This window comes from Vibrio sp. SCSIO 43133 (assembly GCF_023716845.1).
GTDB lineage: Bacteria > Pseudomonadota > Gammaproteobacteria > Enterobacterales > Vibrionaceae > Vibrio > Vibrio mediterranei.
Map to the genome: position 1 here is coordinate 1,927,473 of NZ_CP068024.1, position 19,920 is coordinate 1,947,392.

Here is a 19,920-nt window from a genome sequence, read left to right on the forward strand (position 1 = left end):
AACTAACACTTAGGTATTAATATGAGCAAGATGAAGCTTGTCGTGATAGGAAACGGCATGGTTGGTCATCGTTATCTCGAGGACTTAGTCGAGAAAACCGATATGGCTAACTATGACGTCACCGTTTTCTGCGAAGAACCACGCGTCGCGTATGACCGTGTCCACCTCTCCTCTTACTTTTCACACCACACTGCAGACGAACTTTCCCTAGTTAAAGAAGGTTTCTACGAAAAGCACGGCATCAATGTCCTTATTGGTGAACGCGCAATCAACGTTAACCGCGAAAACAAAATCGTTTATTCAAGTACTGGTCGTGAAATTAAGTACGACAAGCTTATTCTCGCAACAGGCTCCTACCCATTTGTACCACCTATTAAAGGTAACGAGAGCAAAGACTGTTTTGTTTATCGTACTATCGAAGACCTAAAAGCTATTGAAGCAACGGCGAAAAAGAGTAAACGCGGTGTTGTTGTTGGTGGCGGTCTACTTGGTTTAGAAGCAGCCGGAGCACTTAAAGCACTGGGCGTCGAGACACACGTTGTGGAATTCGCTCCAGTATTAATGGCGGAACAGTTAGACCTTCAAGGTGGTTTGCAACTTCGCAACAAGATTGAACGTATGGGCGTTCAGGTTCACACAAGCAAAAATACACTTGAAATCAAAGCCGAGGGTAATGAAGCCCGCAACACTATGGTGTTTGCTGACGGTACTGATCTTGAAGTAGATTTCATCGTGTTCTCTGCGGGTATCCGCCCACAAGACAAACTTGCTCGTCAGATGGGCTTAGGTGTTGCACCTCGTGGCGGTATCGAAATTAACAACTTCGCTCAAACTACTGACCAAGATATTTATGCCATTGGTGAGTGCGCTTCGTGGAACCGTACTTTCTACGGGTTAGTTGCTCCTGGTTATAAAATGGCGACAGTTGCTGTTGACCACTTGGTAGGTAACGACAGTCAGTTTGAAGGCGCAGATATGAGCGCTAAGTTAAAGCTACTTGGCGTAAAAGTGGGCTCTATTGGCGATGCAAATGGCCGTACTCCTGGTTGTAAGAGCTTCGTATACCAAAACGAAGAACAAGAAGTTTACAAGCGTTTGATTGTTTCTGAAGATGGCAAGAAGTTGCTTGGTGCAGTAATGGTTGGCGATACTTCTGATTACGGCGATCTACTTCAGCTTAAGCTCAATGAAATCGAACTTCCAGAGCACCCTGATACTTTGATTCTACCTGCGCATGCTGGTGCTGAAAAGCCGACACTAGGTGCAGATTCTCTACCTGAATCAGCCGTTATCTGTTCTTGTTTTGATGTCACTAAAGGCAAGATTGCACAAGCTGTTGCTGACGGTCACCACACGATTGGCGATATTAAAGCAGTGACGGGCGCAGGTACGGGCTGTGGCGGTTGTATCCCTCTTGTTACCTCGGTCCTTAATGCTGAACTAGCAAAATCAGGCATCGAAGTTAAAAACGACGTTTGTGAACACTTTGCTTACTCTCGCCAAGAGCTGTTCCACTTAATTCGTATCGAAGAAATCAAGACGTTCGAAGAACTACTTGAGAAACACGGTAAAGGTTACGGCTGTGAAGTGTGTAAACCTCTTGCAGGCTCTATTTTAGCGTCTTGCTGGGGCGAGCATATTCTTAAGCCTGAGCTTGTGAAACTGCACGATACCAACGACAACTTCCTAGGTAACATTCAAAAAGACGGTACTTACTCTGTCATTCCTCGTATGGCGGGTGGTGAAGTTACTCCTGAAGCACTGAAAGTGCTTGCTGAAGTGGCAGCAGAGTACAGCTTATATACGAAAGTCACGGGTGCTCAACGTATTGGTCTATTTGGTGCGCAAAAAGACGACCTTCCTGCTATCTGGAAAAAACTGATTGCGGCTGGCTACGAGACTGGTCAAGCGTATGCCAAAGCACTTCGCATGGCCAAGACTTGCGTGGGTTCAACATGGTGTCGTTATGGTGTTCAAGATTCTGTTGGTCTGGGGTCACGCATCGAGAACCGTTACAAAGGTATTCGTACTCCTCATAAGATGAAGTTTGGCGTTTCTGGCTGTACTCGTGAGTGTGCTGAGGCTCAAGGTAAAGACCTGGGTATTATCGCGACGGATGCTGGCTGGAACATGTATGTATGTGGTAACGGTGGTATGAAGCCACGTCACGCTGACCTACTTGCTTCTGACTTAGACGAAGCAACGCTAATTCAATATATCGACCGTTTCATGATGTTCTATATCCGTACTGCTGCACCGCTACAACGTACTTCAGTTTGGATGGAAAACATGGAAGGCGGCGTCGACTATCTACGTGAGGTGATCGTTGATAACAAACTTGGTATCAACGAACAGTTAGAAGCCGATGTACAACGTCTAGTGGGTGATTACAGCTGCGAATGGAAGAACACAATTGAAGATGAGTCTCAGCTTAAACGCTTCTCTCACTTCATCAACAGCGATCTTCGCGATGACAATGTTGTTTTCGTTCAAGAGCGTGAGCAACACCGTCCAGCGACATTTACAGAGAAACACCCAGAAGCTAAAGGTGACATCCTACACGTTGAGTTGGAGAAGTAATCATGGCATTTCAAAAAGTATGTGATATCCAAGACATCATCCCTGGCACTGGCGTATGTGCATTGGTGGATGGCCAACAGGTTGCTATTTTCCGCCCAACGGCCGCTGAAGAAGTGATGGCGATCAGCAACATGGACCCGTTCTACCAATCTAACGTGCTATCACGTGGATTAATTGTTGAGCACCAAGGCGAGCTTTGGGTAGCAAGCCCTCTTAAGAAACAACGCTTTAACCTAGCAACAGGTACTTGTATGGAAGATGAGCGCTTTAGCGTGAAAGCATACAAAACTCGTATTGCCAAAGGTGCAGTAGAAGTTTCGGCGTAAGCCAAGAGACTGAATAGCCTATAGGGGTTGGAAGCTCTAGCCCCTATCACTATTCAATCTTAACTTTTTAACTTTAACTTTTAATAGGTACAATTCTATGTCTGCTGATTTTAAACCTGCGCAGTTTGTGCAAACCATGATCGACGTTGGCGAAGCGAAAACAAAAACAAGCACTCGCGACCTACTCCTTCGTGGCACAATGGCCGGTATCATCCTGTCTTTAGCGGTAGTTGTTGCAATCACAACAATCGTCCAAACGGGTATCGGTATCGTAGGCGCACTCGTCTTCCCTGTTGGCTTCGTTATTCTAAGTGTGATGGGCTATGACCTTGTAACGGGTGTATTCGGTCTTGCGCCACTGGCTAAATTTGCTAACCGTCCGGGTATTACTTGGAACCGTATTTTCCGCTGTTGGGGACTCGTAGGTTTGGGCAACCTAATTGGTTCTCTTATCGTTGCTTACCTTGTAGCAGTTTCACTAACTGGTAACTTCTCTCTGGAACTTAATGCGGTTGCTAAAAAGTTTGTAGCGGTATCGACAGCTCGTAGCCTTGGTTTTGAGAACATGGGCATGGACGGATGGATCACCTGTTTCGTACGCGGTATCTTCTGTAACCTTATGGTATGTCTTGGCGTTATCGGCAACATGACAGCACGTTCTGTATCAGGTCGTGTGGCGATGATGTGGTTCCCTATCTTCATCTTCTTCGCACTAGTATTTGAGCATACTGTGGTAAACATGTTCCTATTCCCACTAGGTATGATTCTTGGTGCTGATTTTGGTATTGCAACTTGGTTGAACTTCAACCTAATCCCTACCATTCTTGGTAACATCGTTGGCGGTCTTATCATGACTTGTCTCCCGCTTTACCTAACTCACGCTAAAACTGCACCATCTCTAGATGCAGACGCAGAAGTGTCAGTGAACGCTGAACCAGCACTGAGCAAATAAGCTTATTGGGCCTCGTACTATGTGCGAGGCCTTGTTGATAGCTTCTTTGGCTATAAACAGTATTAACTTTGCCATTATCTGAGTTTTACTTTTTATATCCAAAATTTGAAATTGATAGGCATAACTATGACCACTCATCAAACATCTTTAAACACTGGCTTCGTTTCTCTAGTCGGTGCAGGGCCGGGAGACCCTGATTTGTTGACAGTGAAAGGATATCGCGTAATTCAATCGGCTGATGTTGTCGTTTTTGACCGTTTAGTCTCTAAAGAAATTCTTGCACTTGCCAAACCAGATGCTGAGATGATTTATGTGGGCAAAAAGCTCGATTACCACTGTGTGCCTCAAGATCAAATCAACCAGATCTTAGTTGAACAAGCACAGTTAGGACTCAAAGTGGTGCGCCTCAAAGGCGGCGACTCCTTCATATTTGGTCGTGGCGGCGAGGAGCTAGAAACACTGGCAGAAAATGGCATTAGTTTTGAAGTGGTTCCAGGAATTACCGCAGCGGCTGGTGCCACAGCCTATGCTGGCATCCCCCTCACCCACCGCGACCACGCTCAAAGCGTACAGTTTATTACCGGACATGTTCAAAAGGACGGCCGAGAAATTGAGTGGAGTTCACTGGCTCAATCAAACAATACACTTGTGTTCTACATGGGTCTGAAGCAAAGCGGCCGTATCACTGATAAACTAATTACCCATGGTCTTGACGAAAATACGCCATGCGCAGTGATTGAAAACGGTACACGCAAAGAACAGCGCGTTTTCCAAGGGCCACTTAACACGCTGCCTACAATGGCAAGTGAGGCTGAAAGTCCTGCATTGATCGTGGTTGGAAGTGTTACGCAACTGCATGATAAGTTGAAATGGTTCTGATATAAAAAAGCCCAGCTATCTCGCTGGGCTTTATTTATTGATTATCTACTTTCGAGTCCAACGGTATATAAACATCAGAACGTCGATTTTGAGATCGCCCATCCGCTGTTTTATTCGAAGCTAATGGCTCAGATTCACCAAATGTTTTTAACGTTGTATTCTCTTTCCTCACCCCGTTACTGGCTAGTTCATTAGCCGTTGCCGTTGCACGTCTCATCCCCAATGCTTGGTTGTACTCATCAGAACCTACCCAGTCTGTATGCCCTTCTACAGTCACCTCAAAATTGTTAGCCGCTAACTGCTTGGCGACTCCAGTTAAGGTTTTGTGAGCCAAAGGCGTGAGATTGTATTTATCAAAGGCAAAATGTACCCGCGCAACCAAGTATCCCTTTTCAGTCGGTTCACCAAACTTAGCAATGCCCAAATTCGATATGTAAGTCAAACATTCCTCGGGATTGGTAATGAGTGCAGACATCTTAAGTAACTGCCATTTAAGCTCATCATCCGTGCTGGTTTCCGTTACCTGCATATAACCTTGTCGATGTGTTCCCACACCTTCGATATCACCAATGGTTATATTATGTGAATACTCATAGTGCTTAGCTCCACAATACTCTGTAATGTGAGCACTTTCTTCATTAGCGACGGCATTGAAACTGCTAACGACTGCGATTGCTAGTATAGCTTGTAATTTCGACATCCTAATCACCCATATAAACGTGTCTCGCCTGTTCCTTGTGAGCCTTTTTGAATTAGCTCTTCGATTTTTTCTATAAACTCTTCGGTATCCGTTACATCTGTGATGTCTTCATCCGGATTTAACACACAATCTTGGAATCCACTTTGCTCCGACGCCGCAAAGTCGATGCCGATCACCGCAATATACAACCCTGGTATTTCTTCTCGAGCTTTGTCACACATACCTGCATCAACAAGCCCTTTTAGAATACCGTTGTTTGGACTTTCTACCCCATCGCTAAGCACCAAAACCATTTTGATTTTGTCATTGTACTCAGCCAACTCGTCTTCATCCGAAGTATCAGGTTTACCGGCAAGCATATGTTGAAAACCGCGTAGCATACCTTGAAATGAGGCAGTACTCCCATCAGCCCACATATCATCTATGACATCAATTTCTGTTCGATCGCTGGTAAGGTCAATAGAATAAAACTGATTCTCGTTAGAACTTCCATAACCTCTATAAAGCTCTAAACTGTCTAGACGATACTCGGTACGCGCATCTGGAAATTTGTTGATGAACATTTCAGCCACACTCAAATCAAAGTCAACATAGTCATAAACTTCAACATGATACGACCGGTCATTATCATCTTCATCAATATCAAAAACACTAACTAGCCTTTGTGCTTGTCGCCTTTCACCATTCCGGCCATTGGGACAATCATCTCGATCCTGAGAGCAATCGTATACTTCGCCAGATGTATACTCTCGCCATTTGTTCCAGTTAACGTCTTCATACGTCCGAGGAGAATCGTCTTCATCGACATCGTCTCGGTAGCGCAATTGAGTCACAGTAAACACATTGCTACCATTAGACTCTCTAGTTCTAATATTAAACGGCACAACCGCTACACGATTATCCAACTTACTTGTGAGTTCAGGCTGGTCATCGTCAGCGCAATAGTCTTCGTTAGTTGCTGGATCAGTTTGTATGTCACTACAGAGCAACTTATCAGCAATCTCTTTAACCGCGACTTTTAAGTCAGCGATCTTGCAGTTCGTCGCGGTACACGGGTCACTTGAATTCCCACCCCATTGCCAACTCATAGAGCCTGAAAAGTCTGAAACAAAAACGATATCTATATTCTTATCGCCTAGGTTGAACGGGTATTTTTTGGCAACAGCGACCCCTTTTAGATCTTGGGTTTCTCCAAACACTGGTATCAGGTTGCTAGCAAACCAAGAATTATGATTAGTCGTTGCTTCAACCGTATATTGGATAAACTCATCCACATCATTTTCTGGGTCAGGGGCTTGATAAAAACGCGTAGCTACTACTGTTTCACTGTTAATGTCTCTGACGTAATCTCGGATATAGTCTTTTGCCATTTCATTCGCGTTAGCAGATTGGTCCTCTATTGTTACTGCTGAAGCAGCGGCTTGTGCTGCATCTCGTAAGCGATTCGTTTCTTGGATGTATCGCGTACCTTCGACAGCAAAAAACGTCATTCCAAGTACTGGAATAAGTGTAAATGCCATCCAAACGGCTGCAATGCCTCGTTGTCGCCGTGCACACTGTCTACATATACTACTCATGCTACCTCCCCGCCACGACTGAGCTAGATGTGATGGTTAAAGTAGGCGATCCAGTGTTTCCCCAAAACCGCGCGAACCAAGAGTCTCTTTGCTCACACAGTGATACTTGATATAAGGAATAAACCGTTTCATCCTCGGTGGGAACAAGGTCCGACTTTTGGTCAATCGATGTAGTTTCACAGCCCATCGCTCCATATTGGACACTGGTGTAACTATCCACCGTCGCGGTGTTATGCAACGCTTCTATCTTTATCGCTATGTCTGCTTCTGCCGTATCAAGCATCCTAGATGCTAAGGCATGCATGTCATCTCTATCACCGTCACTAAGAACCAGGCGATCATTATAGAAACGAGCGCGCTCTTTAAGGATGTTAGCAAGAGCAAAACTCGCCCTATCTAACTGAGCTCTTACTAAAAGTTTATGACTGATATCCGTCGTAAAAAGGAAAATTCCAATTAAAACAATAACAACTAAAGTAAGCTCAATAATGAACGTGCCTCGTTGGTTTTTATGAGAGTACTTCATTATTCTCCCTCCCACCCCTCGTGCTCTAGTGTCAACACAGTTGTTCTGGAAATAGTTTTTTCAGATGCACCGAGGACATTGAGTATTGGGGTGTATTGATAATCCAAGGTTATCTCCGCCAAAGCGTAGCCCTCTTGAAAACCATCATCGTCTTCCGAAAAGCCTACATCATCGACAAAGTCCCTATATGAATTGAAATATTTCCCTGTAATTTGAAAATTCTCCTGTGGCGCTAGATAACTCCATAGCTTGCCATCAGATGTAATCAGTTCATCAAGCCTATTTTTATAATTGTCATGGACACTAGAACCTTCATAGACCTTAGCATTTCTTACTGTTTCTCGAAGCGAATACTCCACCAAATTGGTTACGTATATTTGATAGCTTGCTTCAATAATCAACAACGTCGTTAATATCAGCGCAACCGCTCCTACAGCAAACTCAACAGTTGAAGTTCCTTTTTGACGAGAAATCCGAATAAACATAACTACTACCCATCAGATTTGTAGAGCTGTCGTGATATCTTCGACACTTGGCTGTCGCTATACTCATCGTTTAACAGCTCTCTGGCTTGATCAATTCTTCCCAGTTTAAAGAACGCTATAGCCAAGTTTGCTTTCACCACTTGATTGCTTGGATTTTCTTTAAATACCGGTGTGAGTAACTGAGTTACTCTGAAGTAATCACCTTTTGCTAAATACACTACTGCTAAATTGTTTTTTATTATTAGATCATTATGACCTTTCAGTCTTGCTGTATTAAATTCTTGCTCGGCTTGATTAAACTTGTCCTGCTTACTATAAGTAATACCTAAAAGTACGTGAATATCACTCGATGTATTACCCAACTTCAGTGATTGCTTGTAACGAGTTTCAGCATAGCTGTTCTCACCCATCTTATCGTGGATCTGGCCACGCAGTTGGGCAAGCTGCCAATTCTGCACTCCGTCATTTAATAAATGATCTGTATAGAATTGTGCCGACTCAATATCACCTTTATCAAAATACACTTTCGCAAGTTCTTGGGTAATTTGATTATCTTCAGGTTTATTTTGCAAATGCCCCTTATAGTGCTGAATAAGTCCGTCATGATTGTCAACACGCTCCATGCTGTTAACAATGTCTTGATTACTAGGCGTTGAGCTTGACACACAACCGAATAGAAAAATGGTTACTATACAAACCAAGATACCTCGAATATCCATATCATTTCCTTAGGTCCGTGAAGTCTAGTTGCATCACTCCAGGTGCAAGAATTAAAATTACGATTGGAAACATAATGAGAAGTATTAAAGGAACGCTCATTTTGGCAGAGAGTTTCCCAACCTTCTCTTCAACTTTTAACAATTGAATCCGACGCATATCTTCAGCTAAATCACTCAAAATATTGGCAACCGATGTACCGTATTGAAGGTTTTGAATTATGGTTAAAACAAAGCTCTGGACCTCTGGCGCCGGCAAGCGATTGTTTAGGTCATTAAGTGCTTTTTCAATGCCATGGATTTTTCCTGCATCTGATGTTTTCTTGATTTGATAGCTAAGATCACTATCAAATGCCGCCAATTCTTTATGCAAGTAATCAAAAGAAGCTTCGATTGTCATACCCGTTTGAACGCATACAGACATGATATCTAATACGTACGGTAAGTTTCGTGAAATCTTTCTGACCATTAACTTCTTTTTGATATCGAGAATTATATCTGGAAGAATTATTACCGTTATCATAACAACGACAACTGCAACTACTTTATAAAGCACTGCTATATTTAAGAATAATATTGCTAACGATATACATACTGCGACAGCAAATTTAGTGGGTAGATAGTACTTTGCCAGATTTTTGTTGTAATAACCTGCATCAAGTAACTTCTGCTCTAGTTCCTTTCGCTGTTCTTTCGCAAAGCCAATAATTATACGATTACTCTTTACTGGGCTTAGTGTTTGTGACTTAGAAATAAATGACTTGATTTTTTTCTGTCTGCCATTGACCTTTACCATTTCAAAAACTAAAAAGGTAATGGTTAAAGTAATCACTAATAAGCTCATCAAAATGATCATAATCTTACCGCCTTAACCAATAACCAAACGATAAACAGGCCAACAAGCTCACTACCTACAACGTAATACAATACCCAAACACCTTTGGGATCATGGAGGATGTAGTTAATGTTATCGGGATTCACGTTATAGAGTATGACTGCAAAAATAACAGGAATTGCTGCGACAACTTTGGCAGAGATCCTTGCCTCAGAGGTCATCGCCATTTTCTTAGTCTCCATTGTTCTCGCGTCGACTAAGACTCGAATCAGGCGCGCTAAGACCCCTCTCAACTGACCTCCTCGGCTCATATTCGCTCTGATAGCAATAGTAAAGAAGATAAACTCAGGATAAGGAAAACGCTTAGCGGCACGCTGCAACACTTGGTCTGGCGACTCACCGAGCTTGAGCCGATCCCCCATATTTTTGAATTCCCTACCTACCTCATTATCAAGATTCTGACCGACAAAACTGACGGCTTGCATTAGGCTTTCACCCGCGGTCACCGCACTCATTAACACATTAAGTGCATCCGGAAACGTTTGTTGAAACTGAACTCGACGACGATTTGATAGCCATTGGTATCCTAGAAACCAAAACACTAACAGTGCGACGACAAAGACAACAATCTGATTAGCACTCAGTACTTCAAACGCAATGTACCAAGCAGCAACCACACTAGCCACAACGAACAGCCCGACCATGATGTTGGCACGTGGTCCCAATGTTTGAACTGAGAATTTAAATGACTCTTGAGCTTGCTTGATCCCTTTTTTAGGCACTAATGTACCTAAGTTAATCGCAGAGGTTAGTTCTTCTTGCGTGCCTGTGTCAGGGAAATACTGCGCGACCTTGTCCTTCTTGCCCATGGCCAAAAGCATTGCTACGACACCGAGTAATATGAACGAGATCCAAATAAGCATTATCTTACTCCATTAAAAGACATCATCAGCTCTTCGTATAAACCGTAGAACTGTGACTTTTTCACCAACTCAGAACGCTGCATAATCCCTTGAGTAAGAAACGATCCTTTGACATTTTCACCATAGCCTGACTCTTCATACTTAAAGCGATAGATTTCTTCCATCACCACATTCTCGCCCTCTAGGCCAACAACTTCTGAAATGCTAGTGACTTTTCGAGAACCGTCTCTCAATCGATTTACTTGCACAATAAGTTGGACTGCGCTGACAATAGAACGCCTTATGGCATCTAAAGGTTGGTTGAGGTTAGCCATCATTATCATAGATTCAACACGACTAATGGCATCTCGAGGAGAGTTAGCATGAAGCGTCGACATTGAGCCATCATGGCCTGTATTCATGGCCTGCAACATCTCAAACGCTTCAGGGCCACGACACTCCCCAAGTATGATCCGATCCGGTCTCATCCGCAGCGCATTTATCACCAAATCCCGCTGCGTCACTACGCCCGTTTCCTCAATACTGGCTGAGCGAGTTTCTAGTCTCACCAAATTAGGCTGTTGTAATCGTAGCTCCGCTGCATCTTCTATCGTTACGATGCGTTCATCGTCTTCGACATAATGCGATAAGGCGTTAAGTAACGTCGTTTTCCCAGAACCCGTACCACCTGAAATGAGAATATTCATCCGACAACGTGAGGCTATAGATAGTACTCTCGCCATGTCTAATGACATCGAACCTATCTCGACAAGCTCTTCGACGCCAAAGTTCTGTTCTCTGAATTTTCGAATGGAGATAGAAGTGCCATCAAGGGCAATAGGAGGAATAACAATGTTTACACGGCTCCCATCTTCCAGTCGAGCATCGACGGTTGGAGAGAGCTCATCAACGCGTCGACCAACCCTAGCAGCAATAAGTTTCGCAATGGCTAAAACCTGTTCTTCACTCACAAATGAAATATCAGAGCGGTGTAGTTTGCCGTTTTTCTCGAAAAACACATCTGTTGCACTGTTGACCAATATATCGGTTACGGTTGGGTCATCAACTAACGATTGAATGGGCCCAAGTCCAAACAACTCGTCCATCATGCTTTTAACGAGGCCACTTTTCATCATCGCTGTAATCGGACGTTCGAAGTTGTTCGCAAGCACATCCACAGCATTGCGAATTTGATTCTCAACCTCTTTTTGACTTAGCGTTTGTATTGCTTCAGGATCCAATGCTTCAAAGATTTGCGACCGAAACGCTACGTAGACTTCCTTGTTTGAACTCATCTCCATCCCAACCTTTGTAAAATGCCCCTATTAGTGTTAATTGGTTGGCCGTTAACTAAACGCGCCAGCTGGTCAATGGATCGATTCACAGAACGATCATGCTTGTACACACGCTTGCCATCGATTTGAAGATGAGCAAGTTGTTTACAGTATTCGACGTCCAAATCGACGCTTGCGCCCAGAAATTTTGTGACATCATCATGTGCGATTGGGAAGTTATTATTAGGTCGGTGATGATTTACCACAGTAACAATTCGAGTCCGTTTCTTGGTTAGGTCTCGCGAGGTATCAATATCTGAAATAAGTGCTTTAGCTTTTCTAACTGCGGTAACTGTCGGCTCGATGACAATGGCGATAACATCGTAATTTCTTACTAACATGTCGCAATCGAGTGGGAAATCAACGCTGCCCGAATAATCCTCTACAATGAAGTTAGTGTTATGAACTAAAAGTTCACAAAGTGTTTGGTTGTAATTCAACAAATCCTTTTGGTCTGCACTTCCTTGAAGCGACAACAACCGAAGCTCAGGAGATACCGAAGTTAGGTAGCTTAACGCTCCTTCCAAATCAAGCTCGTGGAGAGGGACAGATAGCTCATCGACCTGTCTCGCAGAAAACTCTGTAAGACCTAATAAGACATCGGTTCCACTTCCATTGTACTGATGGTCAACTAATATAGTGTCTACGCCTTCGCCAGCCAGTTTGTTCCCAAGCTCCGTAGCAATAAACGACGTACCTACTCCACCCTTGCTACCTACAACCGCTACTCGCTTCGCTCTCCTTTCTTTACTCACCCCTTTTTGAGCTTTCAAGTCATTGTTAACATGCATTACAAACTCAGCGAACTCATACTTGTTAATAGGCCAAAAAAGATAGTAGAAGCCCATCTCTTTCAAGCTTCTCAGCGTCGAGATGGCATCTTCTTTACCTATAACGATCACGCCTTTATGGGTTGGAAGTTTAGCCGCTACCGCTTGCGCATCCGAGACAACATTCGATGATTCATTTAGCTCCAAGAGAATTAAGTTACTCTCTTGTTTCGAATAGAACTCGCTGTCTGCTTTATGTTGTTGTATACCAGTGGGGCAATCCCACCCTTCAAACTCAAACAGCTCTTCCACCAAATTTCGACATTCATCCGTTTGATAAACTAACGAGCAAGTAATATTGGAACTCGACGTTCCAACTTGCGGTTTGTTTGACTCCGGAAGTTTTTTAGTGATATCGAACATTAGATTCCCTCCACCAGACGTTCTTTATGAGCCACCTGCTGAACTCTTGCCGCTTCTGAAAAACAATTCCTGCTGCTATTCTGAGTTTCGATTTCAATCGGTTTGCATTTGGCTTTAGCTAAATTATGAAATGTCACTATCACCTTGATATCTGAGCTGAGAGCACCGTTCTTGGTCATTGAAAACGCGTCCGCTCGATAAGGTAGATATTTGAGGTCTTTCATCGAATCCTTCAAGATCGACTTTGCAGTATTATTTTTGTATTCAATGACATAAGTTGGACCAGTATCAATGTCGTCGATCGTGTCAAAGATTTGAGCCAGTTTTTTCGTTGCTTCAACCTTGTCTCTAGCCGTAAACTCGTACACATGGGTCTCTGGATAAACAAGATACTCCGCCCCTTTTCCGTTGTAGTAACGTTCACTGCATCCCAGAAGTAGCAACAAAGGCAGTAACCAAACTGAGGTATTTATTGAAATATTCATTGGATAAACCCTCCTTTGGATAAGAGCTCAATCGTAGGGCTTGACCCTTCATTCGTTTCTTCAGGCTCAGAGATATTCAACCAACGGCGTAAAGTATTGGTTTTGGTGATGTACGGAAGTTGGATGTCTTTTCTTTTCATTGGCTTAACTAAGTTCACCGTTGCGACAATGATCAGTTCTGTTCGACGTCTGTCTGTGGAAGACTTTCTAAACGCCGCACCAAGTACTGGTATATCGCCAATGAGGGGAGTTTTTTGAATCTCTTCAAAGTCTGCACTACTCATAAGACCACCGAGCACAAAGCTATCACCATCACCTAGCTCTATGGTGGTCATAGCTCTGCGTGTCGCTAATTGAGGCACCTCAATACCCGCGGCTCTGATATAACGCTCAATTTCACTTACTTCTGGAAAAAGCTGCATTCGTATCTTTTCTTCAGTTAGCACTTTTGCGGTAAGGTCGAGTTTGATACCAAACTCTTTAAAGGTGATATTTACGTTGTTATTGGTAGAGACAATCACCGGGACTTCCCCACCTACGAGGAAACTTGCTGATTCGCCTGAGATAACAGTTAGATTGGGCTCAGCAAGTACTTGTGCGACGTTTTCATTGCCAAGCGCAGTAATGAGAGTTGTTAAGTCTGCAGCTTCAAATTGCTGGAACAAGAACTGGCCAACGTTGGCACCAAACGAAGACCAATCGACACCTACCGTCTCAGCGAAACGCTCAGTCACTTGGGCTACGGATATTTTTACATTGACTTGTTGCACGGTCGCCACTTCAAGTCGTTCTATTATCCCATCCCACGTCATGTTCCTCTCAAAGATCATACTCTCTGGTTCTTCGATAGAAATATTGTCGTTCTGGAACTTTAGCTTCTGGACTTTATCCCATTTCTCTAGTTTTTCTCGACCGAGTAAAGTTGCAACAAGTCGATAAATATCGTCTCTTTCTCTTTCAGAGTTTACGATACCACTCACTGCAACTTGGTTACCTACGGACTCAATTTTCACACTAGTATCAGGGAACAATAGCGCGACTTGGCGACGCACTTGACTCAGGTCTATGTCAGCTATGATGCGTTCGGAATAGAGCAATTTTTCTGATTCGCCATAAATCATCAACCTTGCCTGACCGACAGCTTTTGAGAATATTACGATGGAGTTTTCATTAATAACGTTGTAGTCCACAATATCGGGATCACTTACAAAAACTTTAGTGATTCTCTCACTAAGCTCTATATTTTTAGCATCATTTACAGTTATGTAAGTTTCACCCGAATAAGCCATTGATGATAAGAAGAAACTCAGTAAAATTACGGTAAGACGATATCCATACCTCATTATTTTGTAGTCCATTACAAATCCCCTCCAAAACGGTCGTTTCCTGAGGGCGAGCCCCTTAGCTCCTCTACGCCAATATAGTTGTCCATAACATTTCTGACATCCGCATATACAGGCTCTTGATATTCACGGCTTCGATAAACTTCGAGATGCATCGTTCGTTGCGCAAGAGCTAACCGAGCCACTTCCTCTGGTGGGATTTCAATAATAATGGTGGTGAAACCATCCTCTTTGTTTTCTGATACTGGTTTAACACTTTGCTCTTCTTCCGAACCGCCCATGTTTAACACTTTTATATTTTGCAAAAATAGGGTTGCTGTGACGCCTCTAAATTTAATTGGTTTCTCACGCTTTCCTGATAAGTTATCTTTAGGAGAGCTTACTGTAAGAATATCAATATGTTCTCCAGGGCGAATAAAGTCGCTGATAAGGTTTTTACTGCTCACCACAAGTGGGTAAAGTGTCATTCCTTCGGTAACAAGAAGATCAATATACCCTGGGGCATCTTTTTTAGTGAGCATCTCGGGAAGAATAAGCTGACCCGACGAAATGGGGGTATTGAATAATGTTGTAGGGTCAAAATCCAATTCAACATCAGATCGAATACCTTCATCAAGAGCAGAAGTGAGTAATAATTGCTCTCGCTTGATCTTGGATGAATTAATTGGCTCGCCTCTAGAAATAGATTCGGTAGACCTCCAAACGGTCACATATTCTGCTTTTGGTTCGATGGTAGGAGTCGCTGCTTGTTTTTCTTCTACCACTGGCTGTTGTAGGGGCTTATTCATGCTTGAATAAACGCCAAGAACCCCAATTAATATTGCTAGAAATGCGACAGCAAATATTATCTTCGACTTCATAATGTTTACCTATATATAAATATATATCAGTGGTAAGCAGAAACCCATAGATATTGCAACTCCATAGGGTAATCCGCGTTGATCTTTCTTCGCTGAAATTAGGCTAAAGCGGTATTGCGATAATCGAACGACGGCTAATACACCACCAAATATCATCGTTAACCAAAGTGCTACTACTGTTATAACACTAGGTAATGCCAACGCTAATATTGCTATTAACTTAACGTCACCACCACCCATCCAGCCAAAATAGAAAGTCGTTAGCAGAATGGTAATTAGAAGAAAGTAATTGAAAAGATATTCTGGTGAATAATACTGAAACCCAAGTGATAGTGACAATACTGCTAGCATCGCGATGTAAGAGTTTGGTATTGTTCTTTTCCTAATATCAGAAACTGAAATCAGTACCAATAGAACAACGATTGATGCTAGCAGAATGCTATTAAACACTAGATCACCACTGTGCAACTAAGGGGCGGTTAAACCAGTAGTGGTGTTAATGTCGCCTGATATTGCATCAAACGCTTGTTGAAGCTCTCCGAGCATATTACCTTCACCAAACACCAAAACTGCAGACAAGAGTACAGCCATAGCCACCGCTATCAACCCATACTCAATTGCGGTAACACCGCGTTCATCATTCTTAAGCGTGGTCAAAAATGACAAAGCTTTTACGTATAATGTCATCAACATAATCCTATTCCTTTTATGACTGTTTGCCCTTGGCATTAGTAAAGGTAGGCATTGGATCACCGTCTCAAAAGTGAACGCTATCGGAATTACCGATAGCGTTTGAGAAACATAAATAAACTATTTTTAGTAATTTATAATTAGGAATAACTAAACCTTCGCAATTTTCAATATCTTACTTTTCAATTTCTTAATTCTCATTAAAAATTAAAATCTCAAATCGCCCATCTATAGTGTGACGCAAATCACACTATTCTCAATATGACATTCTATTTGCAAATAGACTGTTACGCTTAAATCGTTACTTTACCTTATCGTAGAGCGTATGTATGAAACTACCTTTCGACAATTTGCTATCGTTTCACTCCGTTGTTACTAATGGTTCATTTAGCAAGGCCGCCAGAAAACTTGCTAAATCTCAGTCAACTATTAGTGGCGCCGTCAAAAACCTAGAGAATGAGCTTGGTTATGACTTATTAGAGAGAAAAAACAACTCTATTGAACTGACTTCTCGAGGAAAGAAAATCTTTCAATTAGCAACACCGATTGTGTCAAAATATATGGAGCTTATTAATGTTGCAGAAGCACTGAGCTTTAAAGATGAAAGTAAATTAAGGATAGGTATCGACCCACTCGTGTTTGACCATAATGTCAAGCACACACTGATGGAATTTTCTGAAATATATCCTGATACGGAACTTACAGTTGTCACAAAACCGAGCTATATCCTTGGGCAATATATTAACAACCATCAAATAGATATCGCCATAGGAAACCCTTACCATAAGACAGAGTTTGACTTCAACGTCGATGAGTTATTCTTGGTTAATTGTCATTGGATTGCACATAAGGATTTCTCTGAAACCAATAGCTATATATCCGCAAGGCTTTTGCTCATCGACGGTAGCGAAGACATCATTGATATCTCCAGTATTGCTCGGCACAATATTTGGGTTCTGGATGATACCTCTACAATTCTAGAGCTATGTTTAGCAAAAAAAGGAATAGCGTTTCTTCCTCAGCACCTTGTTGAAAATCATATAAAAAGAGATTCAATTATGATGATTAACGATCAAACATTACTATTTGGCCGACAGATATATGCATCACTAATTTGGTCTCAACATGGTGATTACAGCATTCACCATCAATGGCTACATGATCGATTAAGAAAGAAATAACATGTTTCCTTAGTAGTATCAAAACCAATACACTCCATTTTTCAAAAGAACGCTAAGCTTAAATTTTAGGTTTCTTGCTTGCTATTCTCTTATGCTAATAATTTCACGTAGTATCCTGTACCTATTGTTAACGGTAGTTTTTCTACTATATCAAAATAAAGTGTATGGAAAGCAATACATAGAGGTTGTCTCGGACAACAGTTCTTCTTCAGAGAAACTCAAGAGTCAAAGCTCAGCTAAATCAAGATTGACTACAATTAATCCATCTCAGTCTAATCATAATATTATCCAACTTCGTGGAGGCAGGAGTCAAAATCAACCTCTCCCCTCGCCCAATATCACAGCGGGTGGTGTTAAGAGCACTTTGTATCAACCAATTATCCGCGCTTCTTCAGAAAAATGGAACGTTGATGCCAGTTTGATTTATGCTGTAATCCATGTCGAAAGTTATTTTAATCCTACAGCACAAAGCCCTGCTTATGCGTACGGACTAATGCAGATAACAGAAGATGGAGCGGCGCAAGAAGTCGCAAAAAGATACAGAGGGGGTGTGAGCTATTCCATTCAGCAAATCTTTGACCCTACAACTAACATCGATATCGGAACTGCTTACCTTAGTATTCTTGATACCGTGTACCTTCGCAATATAAGAGATCGAAACTCTAGAAAGCTACTCGTCATAGCAGCTTACAACTGCGGCCTTAGCAATCTGATGAAATATGGATTCGATACCCAATCTTTATCACACCTTACTTTTAGAGTCAGTCAACTCACTACTGAGCAACTTTATGTTAAGCTGACTAAAGAGTTTCCAATAAAAGAAACGCGCAACTATGTTGCGCGTGTCGTAGAAATGCAAAGTCGATATCTAAACCGATAAGGTTAGTTCATACTTACCATGCAAATAAACCTATTAGTATCAAAAGCTTTATCTAGTTCTTCATGTTTTTCCGAAGAATACACCTTACCTTTTTGAGTCCAATAATCTCCAGGTGCAAGGTCCGTATATAGCTCTAAATACTGATAAGCGGCTTGCGTTGGTAGTTTAGAAGACAAACGTTGCTCACAATATTGAATAGCGTCTTCACGATTTAGGAATAGATCATGAGACTTTTTGTTCCCCTGAAATCTCGGTGATAAATAGGTAAATGCCTGATCTTTATAAATTACCTTATTAGTATAATGCGTTTCATTTTTTGAACTAGCTGATGTCGCTTCCTTAATCTTGCTTGGATTTAGAACGCTTTTAGTAAACTTTGTTTTATGACTGCTGGGTATGGTACGACTGATCGCATTGCTCGTTTCCTTTAAAACAAGCTTGTCCGAGCTTGTTTTGCTAGCAAATGGGAAGAAATAATCTCCACCATTCTTTAAGTTGAGTTTTAGCGACTGTGCTTTTCCATTATTTACAGCACGCACGCTGTAGACTCCAACATAATTACCAGTTACATCAACACGTTCACCAGAACCGACCTTCTGGTCGTTAATATAAAAACTTGTTTTAGAGGAGTTAGATCGAAACACAAAACGCACATTATCCAAGTTTAGTGCTTTCCTAAGCTCAACTTCAGTGTTAGTGCTGTAACTGTGTTTATAACTCGCATCAGCAATGAAGCTTAAATCACCATTTAACCTTTGTGTTGCATCGACCACTCTGAATCCAGTGAGTTTAATACGAGATAAACCACCTTTGCTAATTACAAATGCATTTTTTATCGACGGTAGATTTCGGTTTACACAAGTCGATAGGCTCTCCGCCACATTACATTGCAAACTACCCTCATATGTATCTTTAACTACTTGCTTAGCTTCATTCATATGACGGCTTTTTATTTGCTCATATAGAGCGAGAATTGCATCATTCTTAACCCTTTCAACCTGAGCGGCTTGTTGCTGGCCATGAGACAGTTCTTTTTTAGTTTCAGCAAGTTGCTTTCCTGCAGTCTCTATCTGATGCTTCATTGAGTTGACTTTCGCTGATAAGTTACGAAGAGTCAGAATCAACGATTCGTCGTAGACGCCTTCCACCAGTTTATCCTTAAGCCTAGACGTCTCTGATTTTATCATTTCTATATTGTTGTCGAGCTTGATCTTGGTTGATTCAATGTCTGCATTCAACTTATTAAATCGAGCTATATTCTCATCGATTCTCAACTCACTGTATTGCTGCTCATACGAAGAGTTAATGTTGTTTAACTTGTCTCGTTCTTCAAAATCAATAAGCTCCGACGCTGCAACGACACCACTCCAAGTCATCACAACCATAATGGCGATCATTCTTTTGTATCTATCCACTGCCACTCTATTGCTATCCACCATGACTCCATTCAGTTTGATGTGGCAACTTCCCTAAACA

21 protein-coding genes are annotated in these 19,920 nt (G+C 42.1%); 6 read left to right on the forward strand and 15 right to left on the reverse strand.

The features are described from left to right. The first annotated feature begins 21 nt into the window (after positions 1-21). The 4 genes from nirB (at position 22) to cobA (ending at position 4,737) form a co-directional block, all read left to right on the forward strand. Positions 22-2,580 (forward strand): nitrite reductase large subunit NirB, encoded by a 2,559-nt coding sequence (gene nirB / locus JKJ11_RS09195; RefSeq protein ID WP_006070702.1) that lies wholly within the window; start codon positions 22-24, stop codon positions 2,578-2,580. Between the two features lie 2 nt (positions 2,581-2,582). Then, positions 2,583-2,906 (forward strand): nitrite reductase small subunit NirD, encoded by a 324-nt coding sequence (gene nirD, locus JKJ11_RS09200; protein ID WP_006070703.1) that lies wholly within the window; start codon positions 2,583-2,585, stop codon positions 2,904-2,906. 97 nt (positions 2,907-3,003) lie between these two features. After that, positions 3,004-3,858, forward strand: coding sequence for a formate/nitrite transporter family protein (locus tag JKJ11_RS09205; RefSeq protein ID WP_124939773.1), 855 nt, complete (start codon positions 3,004-3,006; stop codon positions 3,856-3,858). Positions 3,859-3,984: 126 nt separating this feature from the next. Continuing rightward, positions 3,985-4,737: a uroporphyrinogen-III C-methyltransferase gene (cobA, locus tag JKJ11_RS09210; protein ID WP_006070705.1), complete on the forward strand. Its 753-nt coding sequence runs from the start codon at positions 3,985-3,987 to the stop codon at positions 4,735-4,737. Between the two features lie 34 nt (positions 4,738-4,771). On the opposite strand, the gene JKJ11_RS09215 is transcribed toward cobA, so the two are convergent. The 14 genes from JKJ11_RS09215 to JKJ11_RS09280 all read right to left on the reverse strand — a co-directional run bounded on the left by JKJ11_RS09215 (position 4,772) and on the right by JKJ11_RS09280 (position 16,386). Next, positions 4,772-5,437 carry an OmpA family protein gene (locus JKJ11_RS09215; protein ID WP_062459588.1) on the reverse strand — a complete coding sequence of 222 codons (666 nt, stop codon included), beginning with the start codon at positions 5,435-5,437 and terminating at the stop codon, positions 4,772-4,774. A 5-nt stretch (positions 5,438-5,442) separates the two neighbouring features. Further along, on the reverse strand, positions 5,443-7,014 hold the full coding sequence (locus JKJ11_RS09220) for a TadE/TadG family type IV pilus assembly protein (RefSeq protein ID WP_124939775.1): 1,572 nt from the start codon (positions 7,012-7,014) through the stop codon (positions 5,443-5,445). Between the two features lies 1 nt (position 7,015). Then, a complete protein-coding gene (gene tadF, locus JKJ11_RS09225; RefSeq protein WP_006070708.1) occupies positions 7,016-7,540 on the reverse strand; it encodes a tight adherence pilus pseudopilin TadF in 525 nt (174 codons plus the stop codon). Further along, a complete protein-coding gene (locus JKJ11_RS09230; protein ID WP_006070709.1) occupies positions 7,540-8,025 on the reverse strand; it encodes a TadE family protein in 486 nt (161 codons plus the stop codon). Before JKJ11_RS09230 ends, tadF begins: the two co-directional genes overlap by 1 nt. 5 nt (positions 8,026-8,030) lie before the next feature. After that, positions 8,031-8,744 (reverse strand): tetratricopeptide repeat protein, encoded by a 714-nt coding sequence (locus JKJ11_RS09235; protein ID WP_031494400.1) that lies wholly within the window; start codon positions 8,742-8,744, stop codon positions 8,031-8,033. 1 nt (position 8,745) lies between these two features. Then, positions 8,746-9,597 (reverse strand): type II secretion system F family protein, encoded by an 852-nt coding sequence (locus JKJ11_RS09240; protein WP_006070711.1) that lies wholly within the window; start codon positions 9,595-9,597, stop codon positions 8,746-8,748. Then, positions 9,594-10,499, reverse strand: coding sequence for a type II secretion system F family protein (locus tag JKJ11_RS09245; protein ID WP_006070712.1), 906 nt, complete (start codon positions 10,497-10,499; stop codon positions 9,594-9,596). The genes JKJ11_RS09240 and JKJ11_RS09245 overlap by 4 nt, the downstream gene beginning before the upstream one ends. Continuing rightward, positions 10,499-11,773 carry a TadA family conjugal transfer-associated ATPase gene (locus JKJ11_RS09250; protein WP_006070713.1) on the reverse strand — a complete coding sequence of 425 codons (1,275 nt, stop codon included), beginning with the start codon at positions 11,771-11,773 and terminating at the stop codon, positions 10,499-10,501. The genes JKJ11_RS09245 and JKJ11_RS09250 overlap by 1 nt, the downstream gene beginning before the upstream one ends. Beyond that, positions 11,770-13,005: a CpaE/TadZ family protein gene (locus JKJ11_RS09255; RefSeq protein WP_006070714.1), complete on the reverse strand. Its 1,236-nt coding sequence runs from the start codon at positions 13,003-13,005 to the stop codon at positions 11,770-11,772. The genes JKJ11_RS09250 and JKJ11_RS09255 overlap by 4 nt, the downstream gene beginning before the upstream one ends. Continuing rightward, the gene (locus tag JKJ11_RS09260) at positions 13,005-13,490 is read right to left on the reverse strand and encodes a hypothetical protein (RefSeq protein WP_252038039.1); all 486 of its coding nucleotides are present in this window, start codon (positions 13,488-13,490) and stop codon (positions 13,005-13,007) included. Before JKJ11_RS09260 ends, JKJ11_RS09255 begins: the two co-directional genes overlap by 1 nt. Then, the gene (locus JKJ11_RS09265) at positions 13,487-14,779 is read right to left on the reverse strand and encodes a type II and III secretion system protein family protein (RefSeq protein WP_420883076.1); all 1,293 of its coding nucleotides are present in this window, start codon (positions 14,777-14,779) and stop codon (positions 13,487-13,489) included. The genes JKJ11_RS09260 and JKJ11_RS09265 overlap by 4 nt, the downstream gene beginning before the upstream one ends. A gap of 68 nt (positions 14,780-14,847) precedes the next feature. Further along, on the reverse strand, positions 14,848-15,693 hold the full coding sequence (gene cpaB, locus JKJ11_RS09270) for a Flp pilus assembly protein CpaB (protein WP_198557887.1): 846 nt from the start codon (positions 15,691-15,693) through the stop codon (positions 14,848-14,850). 9 nt (positions 15,694-15,702) lie between these two features. Next, a complete protein-coding gene (locus JKJ11_RS09275) occupies positions 15,703-16,143 on the reverse strand; it encodes an A24 family peptidase (RefSeq protein ID WP_164491408.1) in 441 nt (146 codons plus the stop codon). An 18-nt stretch (positions 16,144-16,161) separates the two neighbouring features. Continuing rightward, entirely contained in the window at positions 16,162-16,386 is a 225-nt protein-coding gene (locus JKJ11_RS09280; RefSeq protein ID WP_124939778.1) for a Flp family type IVb pilin, read from the reverse strand. Between the two features lie 326 nt (positions 16,387-16,712). Here JKJ11_RS09280 and JKJ11_RS09285 point away from each other — a divergent pair, with 326 nt between their 5' ends. Continuing rightward, complete coding sequence (locus JKJ11_RS09285; RefSeq protein ID WP_252038040.1) at positions 16,713-17,564, forward strand: LysR family transcriptional regulator; 852 nt, start codon at positions 16,713-16,715, stop codon at positions 17,562-17,564. Between the two features lie 364 nt (positions 17,565-17,928). Continuing rightward, positions 17,929-18,444 carry a transglycosylase SLT domain-containing protein gene (locus tag JKJ11_RS09290; protein WP_165483436.1) on the forward strand — a complete coding sequence of 172 codons (516 nt, stop codon included), beginning with the start codon at positions 17,929-17,931 and terminating at the stop codon, positions 18,442-18,444. A gap of 2 nt (positions 18,445-18,446) precedes the next feature. Here the strand turns inward: JKJ11_RS09290 and JKJ11_RS09295 are convergent, their stop codons facing one another. Then, positions 18,447-19,841 carry a hypothetical protein gene (locus JKJ11_RS09295; protein ID WP_124939780.1) on the reverse strand — a complete coding sequence of 465 codons (1,395 nt, stop codon included), beginning with the start codon at positions 19,839-19,841 and terminating at the stop codon, positions 18,447-18,449. Positions 19,842-19,920: the final 79 nt, after the last annotated feature.

Bases quoted from the DNA above. Each gene is read 5' to 3' on its own strand.
- nirB (WP_006070702.1), top strand. From the start codon at position 22: ATGAGCAAGATGAAGCTTGTCGTGATAGGAAACGGCATGGTTGGTCAT.
- nirD (WP_006070703.1), top strand. From the start codon at position 2,583: ATGGCATTTCAAAAAGTATGTGATATCCAAGACATCATCCCTGGCACT.
- JKJ11_RS09205 (WP_124939773.1), top strand. From the start codon at position 3,004: ATGTCTGCTGATTTTAAACCTGCGCAGTTTGTGCAAACCATGATCGAC.
- cobA (WP_006070705.1), top strand. From the start codon at position 3,985: ATGACCACTCATCAAACATCTTTAAACACTGGCTTCGTTTCTCTAGTC.
- JKJ11_RS09215 (WP_062459588.1), bottom strand. From the start codon at position 5,437: ATGTCGAAATTACAAGCTATACTAGCAATCGCAGTCGTTAGCAGTTTC.
- JKJ11_RS09220 (WP_124939775.1), bottom strand. From the start codon at position 7,014: ATGAGTAGTATATGTAGACAGTGTGCACGGCGACAACGAGGCATTGCA.
- tadF (WP_006070708.1), bottom strand. From the start codon at position 7,540: ATGAAGTACTCTCATAAAAACCAACGAGGCACGTTCATTATTGAGCTT.
- JKJ11_RS09230 (WP_006070709.1), bottom strand. From the start codon at position 8,025: ATGTTTATTCGGATTTCTCGTCAAAAAGGAACTTCAACTGTTGAGTTT.
- JKJ11_RS09235 (WP_031494400.1), bottom strand. From the start codon at position 8,744: ATGGATATTCGAGGTATCTTGGTTTGTATAGTAACCATTTTTCTATTC.
- JKJ11_RS09240 (WP_006070711.1), bottom strand. From the start codon at position 9,597: ATGATCATTTTGATGAGCTTATTAGTGATTACTTTAACCATTACCTTT.
- JKJ11_RS09245 (WP_006070712.1), bottom strand. From the start codon at position 10,499: ATGCTTATTTGGATCTCGTTCATATTACTCGGTGTCGTAGCAATGCTT.
- JKJ11_RS09250 (WP_006070713.1), bottom strand. From the start codon at position 11,773: ATGAGTTCAAACAAGGAAGTCTACGTAGCGTTTCGGTCGCAAATCTTT.
- JKJ11_RS09255 (WP_006070714.1), bottom strand. From the start codon at position 13,005: ATGTTCGATATCACTAAAAAACTTCCGGAGTCAAACAAACCGCAAGTT.
- JKJ11_RS09260 (WP_252038039.1), bottom strand. From the start codon at position 13,490: ATGAATATTTCAATAAATACCTCAGTTTGGTTACTGCCTTTGTTGCTA.
- JKJ11_RS09265 (WP_420883076.1), bottom strand. From the start codon at position 14,779: ATGGCTTATTCGGGTGAAACTTACATAACTGTAAATGATGCTAAAAAT.
- cpaB (WP_198557887.1), bottom strand. From the start codon at position 15,693: ATGAAGTCGAAGATAATATTTGCTGTCGCATTTCTAGCAATATTAATT.
- JKJ11_RS09280 (WP_124939778.1), bottom strand. From the start codon at position 16,386: ATGTTGATGACATTATACGTAAAAGCTTTGTCATTTTTGACCACGCTT.
- JKJ11_RS09285 (WP_252038040.1), top strand. From the start codon at position 16,713: ATGAAACTACCTTTCGACAATTTGCTATCGTTTCACTCCGTTGTTACT.
- JKJ11_RS09295 (WP_124939780.1), bottom strand. From the start codon at position 19,841: ATGATCGCCATTATGGTTGTGATGACTTGGAGTGGTGTCGTTGCAGCG.